The following is a 14,066-nucleotide window of genomic DNA, read 5'->3' on the forward strand; positions in this document are numbered from 1 at the left end:
TCATCATCCGTTAATTCGATGTTACGCGAAGCAAAGTTTTTGGCAAGCTTTGCTTGAGGGCGAGTGTTGGGTATCATAGCGGGGTGATATAACTACAATGAAAAATCAAAGGAACGTCCATGCCCATTTCAATGCGTGTGAAGCTCGCAGTTTGTCTATTCGCTTTCGCGTCCTGTTTACCTGCGTATTCAGCCATGCCCAAAAGCCAAATTTGGCTAGCTGAATTAGGTGAACATTTCAGTGCTAAACCAATTACTGAAAATACCGCATATTTTAATCAGCCGCTAGTGACTGATTCTGGGGTTTACTATACCGCGGAAGTAAGCGCTGATGGCAATAGCCAAACGGATCTGTTTTTTTACGACTTTCAAAGCCAAAACACAACCAACCTCACGCAATCCCCTGTCTCCGAGTATTCACCCACACTGCATCCGAATGGGAAAGGGTTAACGACGATTGTGGTTGAGGGTTCCGGAAAGCAAAAACTGTGGTTTTATCCGTTTGATCAGGCAACAAAACCGAGTCGTGTTTTTGAGCATATTGAACCTGTGGGGTATCATGCTTGGGGGAGCAACCAAGATCTGATTATGTTTATTTTAGGTGCGACTGAGAGTGCTCCGCATACCTTACAGTACACAGATATTAATGGTCATTTACCACAAATTCTTGCCGAAGATATCGGCCGAACTTTGTCTTACAACCGTGCGCGTGATGTGTTTGCTTTTACATATCAAGTCAATGGCTTAATGTGGTTCGCAACTTACCACAGAGAGAGCGATCATATTCAGCGATTTTTTGCTCTTCCCAGTCAAGTGCAAGATTATACCTGGTTGGATGATAATAAAGTGGCATATGCACTAGATAATAAAATTTATTATCGGGATTTAAATGCGCCTAAAAAAGTCCACTTATTAAGAAACTTAAGAAGTTACTGTCAGACTTCAATTTCTCGCTTGAGCTTTTTTGATAACAAGCTGGCATTTGTATGCTACCGCCAAGACTGACAATAACAAATTGAGTCGAATGCTCGATGCGATGCGTAGACAACAACCATAGGAAGAGATATGACGATTCTTGTAACTGGTGGTGCAGGCTATATTGGCTCTCACACTGTATTAGAGCTGCTACAGCAAGGCAAAAAGGTAGTGGTCGTAGATAATCTAAGCAACTCTCAGCAGACTTCATTACATAGAGTCGCTGAGATAGTAGGAAAGGAAGCTATATTCCATCAAGGTGATATTCTTGATAAGGCATTTCTTGATAGTGTATTCGCGCAATATGATATTGATGAAGTGATCCACTTCGCAGGCTTAAAAGCAGTAGGAGAGTCGGTTCAAAAGCCAATCGAGTATTATCAAAACAACGTTCAGGGTACGTTGACGCTGCTTGATGCAATGCGTGATGCCAATGTATTTAAGCTAGTTTTTAGCTCGTCAGCGACGGTCTATGGAGATCCTGCCAGCCTTCCTATTCGTGAAGATTTCCCTGTTGGTGGCACAACCAATCCTTATGGTACGTCAAAGCTGATGGTTGAAATGGTACTACAGGATGTCGCTAAATCAGACCCGCGTTGGGCCTTTGCTATTTTGCGTTACTTTAACCCGGTTGGCGCACACGAGTCGGGGTTAATTGGTGAAGACCCAAATGGTATTCCCAACAACTTACTGCCCTACATCTCACAGGTTGCTGTTGGTAAACTGGCGAGTTTAGGCGTCTTTGGCGACGACTATGACACCAAAGACGGCACGGGCGTGAGAGATTACATTCACGTGGTTGATCTAGCTATTGGCCATTTAAAAGCACTTGAGAAAATCGCAGTAGTAGCAGGTACACATATCTATAACTTAGGTACCGGCAATGGCTACTCAGTACTTGAGATGGTTACTGCGTTTGAAAAGGCAGCGGGCAAAGCCATACCCTATGACATTAAACCGCGTCGCGATGGCGACATTGCCGCCTGTTACGCAGCGCCTGAAAAAGCCAAATCTGAATTAGGCTGGCATGCAGAGCGTGGATTGGATGCCATGATGCAAGATACATGGCGCTGGCAAAGCAATAATCCAAACGGGTATCGTTAACTACTAAGTTAGTTATTGATGTATATCGAAAAGATAACAGCCCTATTTCTGTCTACATTTAGTGCATGGGGCTTTCTTTTTGCTTTGCTTTACAACCTAGCCATTTATTCTGGGAATAGGCAAGAGCGTCTTGAACAACAGCCTATATTTTATAGTGCAGTTATGTTTATTTCGTTTCTGATTACTATTCCCATTGTAGCCCTTTTTTTGCTTCCCTCTGACAGTGCAGTTAATACTTGGGAAATTCTTAGGTATAACGGCGCTTTAATCGTGATGGACTTATTGACTATGTTCACGCTGACACTCATTCCAAGAGGGAGTGCTAGGGTAGGTAATGTTTGTTATAGCTACTTACAACTATGCATGTCTTTTTCAATCGTGATGTTTCTCGCAGCAGCCTGTTTTGGAGTCTATTATCAATACCTTCCTTCTTGGCTTCGGCAGTTTTTTTTAATTTTTTACCCTCTTGGCTCCAATGCAAATGACTTAGTCATGGTTTCAGTACTCGTTATTAGGCGTGACTTCCTAGGGTTACATCGACTCTATCGGCGGCTATTAAACTCAAGTTAACTAACTTGAGGTTTGGATAAGAAATGAGCTAACTCATTGTTTTTAAAATCACACTAAATTATTTCCTTATCTAGCCAGAGAGTTTTGGGGATAACCAGGCGAATTTACGCACCAATAGCAGGCTATTGGAAGTGAATTCAACGCAGTTAGCGCTAAAACTGGCTGCTAGAAAAGCATTAATTATCCGAAGCTCAGGTTAACTATGTTGTTATAATTATTATTTTCATAAATCTGTCACGTTGTTGTCATCTAAACTCGGTTAAATATTCTGGTATAGACCAGTTTAGAGGCAGTTATGAACAACGATTATTTACTCCTGACGCCAGGCCCGCTCAGTACATCTCACACCGTGAAAGAAGCCATGTTGAAAGACTGGTGCACCTGGGATGATGAATATAACCAAGGTGTGGTGCAAGTTATTCGCAATCAGCTTTGTGAAATTGCGGTTGCAGATCCGCAGTATCGCAGTGACTACAGTGCAACCTTAATGCAGGGCAGTGGTACAGCAAGTGTAGAGGCGGCTATTGGGACTTTTATTCCTAAGTCTGGCACTTTACTGGTTATCAATAATGGTGCCTATGGTGCGCGTATTATTGAGATAGCCAATTATCTAAATATTAATGTGATAGCGCTCAACTTTGTTGAAACCGAATTGCCGCAACTTGAGCAGATCTCACAAACGCTTGAGCAACACCCTGAGATCACCCACGTAGCAATGGTACACTGCGAAACCACAACGGGGATGCTGAATCCGGCTAAACGCGTAGCGGAGCTTGCGAAACATCACAACAAAGTAATGATCCTTGATGCCATGAGCAGTTTTGGCGGCATTGAGATGGATATGCACGAGTGGCAAATTGATATCCTCATTAGCTCAGCAAATAAGTGTATTCAAGGTGTTCCAGGTTTTGGCTTTGTGATTACAAAAACAGCGCTCTTGGTTGCCTCTGAAGGACAGGCACGTTCACTTTCTTTGGATCTACACGCTCAGTGGAAAACCATGGAAAATCATCATGGTAAATGGCGTTTTACCTCGCCAACGCATGTTGTCAGGGCTTTTGCCAAAGCACTGGAAGAATTGGCGCAAGAGGGAGGCGTTTCTGCGCGATTTAAGCGTTACAGCGAAAATCAAAAACAACTCGTTAGCGGCATGAAAGCCCTTGGTTTTGAAGCCTTGTTACCAGAAGTCATGCATTCACCTATTATCACTTCTTTTTATTCACCAAGTGACGAAAGCTATGAATTTAAGCGCTTTTATGAAGCATTGAAGCAAAAAGGATATGTAATTTACCCCGGTAAAGTATCAAACGCAGATTGCTTTCGAATTGGTAATATTGGCGAAGTGTATGCCGCAGATATTAGCGGACTACTTGAAGCTATCTCTGAAGCAAAATACTGGTAAACCGTTAGGGTAGGAGCCGCTTTACGCGGCGATTGCTATTACTGAAGCAAAATACTGGTAAGCTGTTAGGGTAGGAGACGCTTTACGCGGCGATGGGTTAAGGGGGTTACACTCCTTTAACTAAATAAATGAGTAGCAAATCTTAAATCGCTCGCTTAAATCGCTGACACCCACGCGCTTAAATCGCTGACACCCACGAAATTAAATCGCTGAGATAAATCGCTGACACCCACTACTTAATTTGCACCTTCCTAAGATACCGCCTACGCTTTAATTCTGCACTCAAAGGATTGAGGAAACCAAACTATGGCAACTGCCCGTAAAAGACAAATTAGTTTAACCGACACCAAATATTATCACTGTATCTCCCGTTGCGTGAGGCGCGCCTTTCTGTGCGGTGAAGATAAATTTACCGGAAAATCATACGAGCACCGCCGGGATTGGGTTGAAGAAAAGCTCCTGATGTTGGGCTCCGTGTTTTGCATTGATGTCTGTGCTTATGCCGTAATGAGTAATCACACCCACATTGTTTTATATGTTGATGATAAAAAGGCTAAGCGTCTGTCTGATAAAGCGATTGTTATTCGATGGCACAAGTTGTTTAAAGGCAATTGGGTAAGCCAAAAGTTTATTGAAGGTGAGCCACTCAGTGAGTCGGAACAATTGATACTCGGTGAGCATGTCACCAAGTACAGAGAAAGACTAGCCGATATTAGCTGGTTTATGCGAGTACTCAACGAAGACATCGCCCGCCGAGCAAATAAAGAAGATAATTGTACAGGCCGATTTTGGGAAGGACGGTTTAAATCCCAAGCATTACTGGATGAGGCCGCATTGGCAGCTTGTCTCGCTTACGTAGACTTAAACCCCATTAGAGCCAAAATCGCAGCAACGCCTGAGACCTCAGACTACACCAGCATCAAAAAACGCATCGACCACGCTAAGCTGGGCAAACAACCAAAAAGCCTACTACGCTTTGCTGGTAGCCCACGAAAACATATGCCTAAAGGCCTGCCCTTTGAATTCAAGTCCTATATTGAATTAGTTGAGCTCACGGGCAAATGTATTCGCGCCGATAAACGCGGTTATATCAACGAAGCGCAACCTATTCTTACTCGATTAAATATAGAACCTGAAAACTGGATAAAACTCACTACGCAGTTTTCTCGGGTATTCCACGGTGCTGTTGGTCGAGAGCGAACAATAACCGCTTACTGTGAAACACTGCAAAAACGACGACGGACAAACCTAACAAACTGTGAGCGCTTGTTGGCTTAGCAGAGCAAGCTTTTCAACTCTAGAATTTCTTACTGTTGTATTTACAGCGCCTTGTCGTGCGCGATAAACCTGTTTTGTTGAATAGATACGCCTGAGCGCTAAAAATTAGCCTATCTATAAACGTTTTTGACCAAAGTGGTTGAAGTATTTTTATACTTTTTTACTTCACTTCCTCAGCACTGATGTAAACAGTAATGGGTGTCATTGATTTGATTGTTAACATTTATTTGATTGCATAACCTAAATATTCATTAATGCAATATAGATTAGACCACAATTGCGTAATGACAAGGTGGTTAAGGCAGTAAATCAAGGGTAGTATTGGAAATGTCATTTGGAGTGCAAAGGCTTCACTAGTCTTTGCACTCTGATAGACTAAATTTAACTGAAGAATGCTTCTAGCAGCTCTCGAATCAACCAAAAAGCAAATCCTTGCTTGATGCCTTTTAGAAAGTCATTTTTCGTTGTTTTGTCGTCACTAGGTTTTTGTTTGTTATTTTGGGTCATATTAAGACTCCTGTATTTATTTTTATATGATCCTAGCGTCACCATCTACTTCAATACTTAAGCTGTGTACTAATACGAATAAAACCCATGTTGGACATAATGTTGAATTAGAATGAATGTGGAATTTCACGCAGCAAAGAACCGCAGTTCTTTAGTAAGACAGCAGTCAAAATATAAGCATGAGATTGGTTTTTCTAGGAGTGAATGAAACGACTTATTTGTTTTAGTTTTTGTCGATTCATAATTTCATTATAACATAATGAGAATCATTTGCAATAATGCTTAATTTCTTGCATACAAGAGTGTTCCACCACTAACTCGCATTTAGACGTAGAATATAGAATTAATGAAGATGTTTTTGACGCGGCAGTAGCTCTGGAAAGGTTGTCGTGCTAAAGCACGACCTACGGGTACGGGGGTTACACGCCTTCAACAATCATTTCTATGGCGTCATGAAGCCAATATTCAATATTGTAATCCACCAATGCTTGCTCGGCGTCATAGCGGGCGCGCAGTACCTTTAAGCAAGGTGCGCCGCTGTTCTTTTCTAATTTTTCGGCAACGTCATCGGGTAGTACGGTGACGCTTATTACACACTGTTCAAAGCTGACGTCAACTTGGTAATGGGTCGACATCACTTCTGTGATTGAGCCATCCAGCGGTTGGTTGTGCAAGTCGGCAAAACGTTCGGCTGCACAATAGATCTGCTCCATCATCATTGCGCGACCATCTAACGCACGTACTCGAGTTAGTTCATACACTGGCTGGCCGTTAAAATGAGAGTGGCTAAACTCAGGCTCTGTGGAAGGGGCATTAATTGCCACTACTTGGGTTGTTGGTGTAAAGCCTTGTTCAATGGCAAGGTGGTTAAAGTTCACTTTTTTAGCTGGATGCCATTTGAGTTTTTCGGGGGTGACAAACCAGCCGCGACGCTTTTGGCTAAAGATAAGTCCTTCGGCTTCTAGTCGTGCTAGGGCTTCACGGACGGTGATCCGTGTTGAGCTAAATGTTTCTTGCAGCGCACGCTCTGAAGGCAATTTGGCACCGGGCGTCATGCTGCCAGCGGCTAGCAGCGCTTGGATATGGTTTCGAATACGTTGATAAAGCAGCATAATTGAGTTGATAAAACCTTTTGTGACAAGCTTACTATCGTTTTATGACAGGATAAATATTTATAATTTGAGACTTGTAAACTCAGATTGGCCTAACTCGCCAAATAGGCTTCTATCTGGCTAAACCAATAGCTACTCGGCAAAACGGCTAAACTCGGATCTTTCCCTAAATCATCAAAGCGACGCAGCGCGATAATAGCGTCCAATTCAGGCAGCTTGGAGAATGCCGCAAGTTCTTCGCTGCTCATCTTTCCGCCTTGTCTTGTTAGCGTTAATTGGCTGGCAGGAGAGAGCGTTTGGTAATACTTCTCATCCATACTCACCAGATAGCGTTTCGCATCTACGTGTTTGCGTACTAGCATTGTCACTGCTCGGTCAAAGCCAAGCTGAGTTAAGTGATCAGCCCCTAAATCGCCATGATTGCTATATCCTTGTGGAGTAAAGTCCGGGTTATTCTGAGATTGAGCAACAAAATGGCCAATATCATGTAAAAATGCAGCGATTTGGGTCGCTTGATCATAACCATTTTCTTTCGCGAGGGTGGCGCATTGTTCGGCATGGTAAATTTGGCTACATGCCTCGTCATAGGTGGCGTGACCATATTGCTCGAATAGCTGTTTTATTTGTGCAATGGCATTCACTTTATATACTCCTGCTTCACGTTCGGATCTAATTTTGCTGCGCTGCCACTAAGCTTGCTTAGCCAAACATCGAGTTTATGCGGCGGCGTGTTGTTATCCTCAGCGCTTTCTTTACGGCGAATGGCATTTCTCACCATTAAGGCCCCCGCGGTGCGAAATGGCTCGACGGGAAACTGTTTAAGCGTTTGGTTGACTAAAGCGCAGTGACGCCAGTCGTTATGTTGATTAAGCAGTAGACTCGCTAAGATTTGTCCACCTAAATAGGATTGCACCACGCCGTTGCCTGAGTAACCGCTGCCATAAAACACATTAGCTTGACCATTTAAATGACCAAAGAAAGGCATGCCAGAGACACTTCGGTCTGAGGGGCCGGTCCAAGTTCTTTCAATCTCGAGCTGGTGATGTGCAAAGAAATGGCTAAATGAACGTTCAAGAATCGCTTGATAGCGGCTAGCACGGTGAAAGGTGTCTCTCACTTGGTTATTGAAACTAAAATAATTTCCGCCTTTGCCAAGCATTAATCGACCGCTTGAGGTGGTGCGGTAGTAATTCACAAAAATGCGTGCATCAATCACCGGAGCACCGTGGTTCAGCCTCATTGCCGCAAGCTTTTCAGGTGCTGGGGAGGTGATCGCCATATCGCTCGAAACTAACACCACACTGCGAGAAAACTGCGGCAATAAGCTTGGCAGCCAAGCGTTAACGGCAAATACTAGCTGATTGGCTCTGATCTCGCCTTTATCTGTGGTAATGGTTAGCGTGTCTTGGCCTTGGTGCTTTAGGTAGCGGGTGTGTTCAAATACTTTGACCCCAAGGGTTTTTGCCACCTTCATCAGTCCACGCACAAGCTTGGCGGGTTGAACACTACCCCCATGGGGGGAGTAAATTCCAGCAAGGTTGGCATTAGAGCCGGTTGCTTGCAACTGCGCTTCATCCAGTGTTTGCCACGCATTAAGCTGGTGTTGCTCGAGTAGGGTGGTAATGGGGCCAAAGGCATTACGCTGGCTGTGATTAGAAGCCGTATAGTAAGTACCATCAACGCGGCAATCACATTCAATCCCGTGTTTACTGGTAAAGGCTTTAATGTCATGAACGGCCTGCTCCGACTGGCGCACTAAAAAGCAGGCTTGTTCTAAGCCAAACTCTTTAATTAAGCTGGCAAACTTAGTCGACCATGTCAGCATAGCTCCGCCATTACGACCCGAAGCACCTTGTCCACAGAGGTCCTTTTCAATGATGGCGATATTCAGCTCAGGTTTTTGCTTTTTCAGCGTTATGGCTGTCCAAAGGCCAGTAAAGCCGCCACCTATGATACAAACTTGGGTATCTAACGCGCCATGAGACGGCGCGCTTGCTGCGGCTTCAATATCGGCTTGAGTGATTGCTTCATCAAACCAAAAAGGCTGAAAGCGCATTACGGGCGCTCTCCACGGGCAATACGAGCAGAAATATCCACCAAGACCATTTCGATGTCGGCTAGTGAGTCAATCACATAATGCGCACCGGCCTCGCCAAGCTGCTGATAAGCACTAAGGGAACGTGCACTTTGCTCTTCGTGACCGAGCGCAGTCCATTCTTCTTCGCTAAGCCCCACGGCATTACCCGTTAACGCAAGTCCTACGGTCCACATGCCGGCATTTAATCCCTCGCTAATTCCCGGCGCGGAATCATCGACTTTTACGCATCCAGACACGCGATTAATCCCAAGTCTTTGCACGTTTTCTAACGCCATCCAAGGGCCTGGGCGAGAGCCAGCTGCACATTCATCACTGGCAACCACACAATCTGGCTGATAACCATAGTCGGCAGCGGCAGGCACTAGTACGTCCATCACAGGCTTGGGATACCCAGAACAACTGCCAATCTTAACGCCTTGTTGTTGTAATCGTTTGATCACCGCAAGCACGCCCGGAATGGGGGCTGCTCGGTCGGCGACTTTTGCTTGTTGGAGCGGCATAAAGGTTTTATAAATATGGTCAACATCTGACATACTCGGTGCCTGACCAAATTGCGTTATCCAGCGGGTGCGGACACTGTCCGTTTGTAGCAAAGTATTAATGTGATCCCATTTACCCATTCCCATCGGACCGCGCGCTTCAGCTAAGGAAATATCAAATTGATACGCTTGCTTAAATGCTTCAACAAAAATACTGGTAGGGGCAATCGAACCATAGTCGACCACAGTACCAGCCCAATCCAAAATTAACGCTTCAATGTGTTTCATGTTGCTAAGACTCCTAACTAGGAAATATGTGATGAAAGTGCCGTGGTGCGTAGTTGCGTTGACGCCTTACGTGGTCGCTTTAATTTCACGGCAAAATAAATAATTGAACTCACTACGAGGGCGCTTGCGATAAACGCTACCCAGTAGCAGGCCATGGTAAAAAAGTGCAGCCAGCTGAGCTCAGGTGTGGCAAAAGTTTTATAGAGCAAAATGCCCACTGAGCCGATGTAGCCCGCCGAATCCGCCAGATAAATCAAAAAACCGGCGTTCGCAGTCGAGCCAACTGCTGAGATCATGCGGTCAAACAAAAAGCAGTTATAGGGGATATAACTGATATAAAGACCAGCCCCCAGCAGTACCATCCAAGTTTTAGGATCGAGACTTTGGGTTTGGTATAAATACGTACTGCCAGCCAGTAGTAAAGCCCCGAGTAAGACAAAGCCATGATTGGCAAAAAATGCGATGCGGTTATTTTTAATTAACACCAATGCGGCAAGCGCAATGAGCACGATAAAGGCGATGCGGATCCCGGCATAAGCAAAAATCGCGGGTTCTTGCCCATAACCTAAGGCCTGCCAGATCTCGGCTGAGAAGTTATCTCTAAAGTCACGAAAGCCGGTAAAGAGTAAAAAGCTAAGCACCAGTACGGTTATTCCAAACCAATACTGTTTAAAAAACGCTAGCCGTGCTTTGCCATCCATTGGCGCGCGCTTTTGTCGTAATTGTTCATCTTCTTGTGTAGGCTCAGGAATACTATTTAGACAAGCAACGCTGAGTACAAGCAGTGGTAGAAAAATCGCTCCGGTTGCCGCTGGCATCCACAGTTCAGGCACATTGAGTTCGCTCACCAGCCATTTACCCACAGTTCTGACCAATCCAGAGGCAAGAATAAAAGTAACGCTGAGTACCGCACCTAAGATTTCGGTGGTTTTACGACCTTCTAAAAAGCTAAAAACCAAACCCCAGATCATGCCAAGGGAGAGGCCATTGGCAAACAGCCAAACCAGATTCCAGCCCGTAGGAGTGATGGCAAATAGCACCAGCGCGAGCTCGGCGGCTAAAATCATGGCCAAAATCGCACGACCGCGATAATGATGCTGCATTTCAGCAATCACTTTAACGCCGATAAATTTCGCGCATAGGTAGCCAAACACTTGCGAAAGGATCAGGGCAATTTTAAAGCTAACAACCCAGCTCGGGTCATCAAAGGCTTCATAGGTATTGACCGAAAATGGCTTACGAAAGGCGTACATACAAAAGTAAGTCATAAACGCACTGGTCGCGGCAAATAGCACAAAGCCGATACCTTGGGCGTCTTTTAGCCAGCGCGGGCGGGCGTTAAATAGCGTGATCTGCAACATCATAGGATCCTCGGTAATTCGAGGGCAATCCTTTGCGGATTGCCCGTCAACCGGTGTATACCAATCGGCTTAATCAAGTGAATTGGTATTAAAATTGGTAGTTAATGCCGACCATGCCGCGGATACCATAGTATTCCACCTGTAATGGACGGCCCTGCTCACCTTGGTAGTACTGCAATGCTTCATTGGTGAGGTTACTCAGCTCTAGGTAAACTAACGTTTGTTCGTTAAGTTGGTATGACGTTGTAAAGTCGACGCTGGTATTGGCGCCATAGTAGCTATCCGATTGGCTATCGCCGCCGTGCTCTTCGATATAGGCACCTTTATGATTAAGTGCTATTCGAGCTGCAAAACGGGTGTCGTCGTAATACAGCGTAAAGTTGTAAAGCTCATTGGCCTGGCGTGGAATGGCTACTTTTTCTGTGCGCTCTGGGATCTGCATTTCAGAATCCATAAAGGTCGCATTGGTCATTACCCCAAAGTTGCTCAAACTGTCAGAAATAAAACCAAGGTCGCGGTTAAATGCCAGCTCAATGCCCGCAAGCCAAGCGCTATCGCCGTTTTCAGGACGGATGATGGTCACGCCTTGCTTGTTGTTGTAATTGCCAACGCTGGTGGCTTGGAAGATTGGGTCTTGGATATCTTTGTAGAATACCCCCGCAGAGACCAAGCCAACGCGGTCAAAATAATGTTCCACCATCAAGTCGAGGTTATTTGAGTACGTAGGGTCGAGCGCTGGATTTCCTGAGTTAAGCTGATTGTCTTGCTCAAGGTAAGTTGCGCCTGGTGTTAACGAACCAAAATCAGGACGGGCAAAGGTGCGAGTTAGTGCGAGGCGATAATTGGTATCGTCATTGGCACGATAAGTAACATGTAGTGCGGGTAAAACGGACCAATAATCATTGCTGTTGGTGGTATCAACAACTTTGTCTTCGTCGGCTAAATAAGTGTAACCAGACACTTCGGTATCGGTTCGGGTAACTCGCAAGCCGCCTAATACTTCCCAGTTGTCGTTAGCTTGGTAAGTTGCCATACTGTAGAGCGAGGTGTGGGTTTCTTCAACATCAAAGTTTCTGCCCAGTGCTCCACCGTTGCTGATGAGTGCTGATTCACCCGCATCTAGCTTGAACTTATTGCGATTTTGCGTCCAAAACTGGGCAAGAGCATCGGTGGAAGCCACTTGTGATAGCTGCGTGCGATAATCAAACTTGGCTTCGCTTAAGTAATCGCTGCGACCGGGTTGATCGCTTAAGGCAAAGTCTGCAAGCGTTGGCGCTGCGCCATATTGTTCGCTGTCCCACGCGTAAAACTCATCGGCAAAGTCAGCTTTACGGACTTTATCGCGGTATTTTGCCCCAAACTTAACGGCTAGCTGGTTATTGTATTGCCAGTCAAAGTCGGCATTGGCTACCAGTCTGTCTTTTTCGTTGACGTAGACCTTGTATAGCTCAACCCAAGACAATCCCATTTTGCTTGGATCGAGTGTAAAGCCCGAGGGGAAGTGGTTGCTAATGGCGTTCCAAGGATCGCTGCCGCCGTCTACTTGGTTGTAAGCATAATTTTTACCGGTATCGCGGTCTTCAAGTCCAACATATCCCACCTCTTTTTGATCAAAACGGGCGACAAAATAGCTATTGTCTTCACTGTTGGGTTTGTCGCCATAGCGAAACTCATTTTCGTACGTGGCTAGTTGCCAAGAGAGCGTTTTATCAAAGCCAAAGTCATGTTCACCTGCAATTTCAAAGCCTTGCATTTCGGTGATGAGTTCGTTGCGAATATGCTGCAGCTCAGCACGGTCTTTATCAAAACGCAGCCTGTGCTTATAGTGGGTTTCATCATCAATCAGTGTACCATATAGCGCGCTGGCGCTGAGCGTGCCGTTTTCAAGTTGATATTCCAGCGAGCCATTTAAGCCGTAAGTTTCACGGGTTCCGGTATAATCACGCAGCTCTAAACGGTAAATGCCTAAGCCATCGTTACCCCGGCGCGGCTCATAGTTATCGGTTGCCCAATCACGCTGCCAAGCTGTGGCGTTAATGATAAAACCTAGCTTGTCGTCAAGTAGACGGTCGCCGTACACCACATTGGCAGAATAGTTTGTGCCATCGGCCAGTTCGTTTTGGCCCACAGCAAAGTTGGTTTTGAGGATAAAATCATCAGCGCCTTTTTTGGTCACGAAATTAACATTACCGCCAATCGCATCGCCTTCCATGTCGGGAGTGATAGCTTTAGACACTTCCACAAACTCAATCAATTCGCTTGGAAAAAAGTCGAACGCAGTAGCGCGGCTGGTGGTTTCCTCTTCAGCGGTTGGAAGGCGGTTACCGTTGATGCTGGCCGAACTCCATTGTGACGGTAAACCACGCACTGCAACAAAGCGGCCTTCACCTTGGTCACGCTCTATCGACACACCTGGAATACGTTGTACGGCTTCAGCGGCATTTCTATCTGGTAACTTACCAATCCCATCGGCAGAAATGATACTTTTGATATTACTGGCATTTTTTTGGTTATTTGCAGCGGCCATTGCGCCACGGAAGATTTGCCCAACCGTGACTACTTCTTCCATCGCTTGTTGATGGTTTAATAAGATTGGAGACAACGTAGTGACTTTGCCATCAGTAACCTCAACCTGTAGTTCAGTTTCCTGATAACCCATATATTTCACGACTAAGGTGTAGCGACCGGCATCTAGTTTTGGTAGTTCAAAGCGACCACGATAATCAGATACTGTGGATACATCTTGGCCTTTTACTGAGATAACAGCGCCAGACAGATTACTTTGTGGGTCTTTTACAACACCAACGAGTTTACCTGTCGCAGCATATAAGCTGGGACTGGTGGCGAGTAACACGGCAGCAGCGATTTGGGTTAGTTTTTTCATTGCTCTTTT

Annotated in this window: 11 protein-coding genes; 4 read left to right on the forward strand and 7 right to left on the reverse strand. The window is 45.3% G+C overall.

Features of this window, described 5'->3' with window-relative positions; all coding sequences use genetic code 11:
- Positions 1–119 precede the first annotated feature (119 nt).
- The 4 genes from GSF13_RS07610 to GSF13_RS07625 all read left to right on the forward strand — a co-directional run bounded on the left by GSF13_RS07610 (position 120) and on the right by GSF13_RS07625 (position 5,328).
- On the forward strand, positions 120–1,004 hold the full coding sequence (locus tag GSF13_RS07610; protein WP_174170452.1) for a hypothetical protein: 885 nt from the start codon (positions 120–122) through the stop codon (positions 1,002–1,004).
- 60 nt (positions 1,005–1,064) lie between these two features.
- The gene (gene galE, locus GSF13_RS07615; protein ID WP_211867693.1) at positions 1,065–2,078 is read left to right on the forward strand and encodes a UDP-glucose 4-epimerase GalE; all 1,014 of its coding nucleotides are present in this window, start codon (positions 1,065–1,067) and stop codon (positions 2,076–2,078) included.
- Positions 2,079–2,943: 865 nt separating this feature from the next.
- Positions 2,944–4,050 (forward strand): 2-aminoethylphosphonate--pyruvate transaminase, encoded by a 1,107-nt coding sequence (gene phnW / locus GSF13_RS07620; RefSeq protein ID WP_174170450.1) that lies wholly within the window; start codon positions 2,944–2,946, stop codon positions 4,048–4,050.
- Positions 4,051–4,356: 306 nt separating this feature from the next.
- Positions 4,357–5,328, forward strand: a complete 972-nt coding sequence (locus GSF13_RS07625; RefSeq protein WP_211867695.1) for a transposase — start codon at positions 4,357–4,359, stop codon at positions 5,326–5,328.
- Positions 5,329–5,709: 381 nt separating this feature from the next.
- Here the strand turns inward: GSF13_RS07625 and GSF13_RS24910 are convergent, their stop codons facing one another.
- The 7 genes from GSF13_RS24910 to GSF13_RS07655 all read right to left on the reverse strand — a co-directional run bounded on the left by GSF13_RS24910 (position 5,710) and on the right by GSF13_RS07655 (position 14,057).
- Complete coding sequence (locus GSF13_RS24910) at positions 5,710–5,835, reverse strand: hypothetical protein (RefSeq protein ID WP_282961455.1); 126 nt, start codon at positions 5,833–5,835, stop codon at positions 5,710–5,712.
- A 419-nt stretch (positions 5,836–6,254) separates the two neighbouring features.
- The gene (locus GSF13_RS07630; protein WP_010605816.1) at positions 6,255–6,947 is read right to left on the reverse strand and encodes a UTRA domain-containing protein; all 693 of its coding nucleotides are present in this window, start codon (positions 6,945–6,947) and stop codon (positions 6,255–6,257) included.
- 92 nt (positions 6,948–7,039) lie between these two features.
- The gene (locus tag GSF13_RS07635) at positions 7,040–7,588 is read right to left on the reverse strand and encodes an HD domain-containing protein (RefSeq protein ID WP_211867698.1); all 549 of its coding nucleotides are present in this window, start codon (positions 7,586–7,588) and stop codon (positions 7,040–7,042) included.
- The gene (locus tag GSF13_RS07640; RefSeq protein WP_010605814.1) at positions 7,585–9,003 is read right to left on the reverse strand and encodes an FAD-dependent oxidoreductase; all 1,419 of its coding nucleotides are present in this window, start codon (positions 9,001–9,003) and stop codon (positions 7,585–7,587) included. Before GSF13_RS07640 ends, GSF13_RS07635 begins: the two co-directional genes overlap by 4 nt.
- Entirely contained in the window at positions 9,003–9,812 is an 810-nt protein-coding gene (gene phnX / locus GSF13_RS07645; RefSeq protein WP_211867700.1) for a phosphonoacetaldehyde hydrolase, read from the reverse strand. The genes GSF13_RS07640 and phnX overlap by 1 nt, the downstream gene beginning before the upstream one ends.
- A gap of 17 nt (positions 9,813–9,829) precedes the next feature.
- Positions 9,830–11,176, reverse strand: coding sequence for a DUF5690 family protein (locus GSF13_RS07650; protein WP_249122748.1), 1,347 nt, complete (start codon positions 11,174–11,176; stop codon positions 9,830–9,832).
- A gap of 85 nt (positions 11,177–11,261) precedes the next feature.
- A complete protein-coding gene (locus GSF13_RS07655) occupies positions 11,262–14,057 on the reverse strand; it encodes a TonB-dependent receptor (protein ID WP_211867702.1) in 2,796 nt (931 codons plus the stop codon).
- Positions 14,058–14,066 lie beyond the last annotated feature (9 nt).

The organism is Pseudoalteromonas sp. M8 (assembly GCF_018141365.1).
Lineage (GTDB): Bacteria > Pseudomonadota > Gammaproteobacteria > Enterobacterales > Alteromonadaceae > Pseudoalteromonas.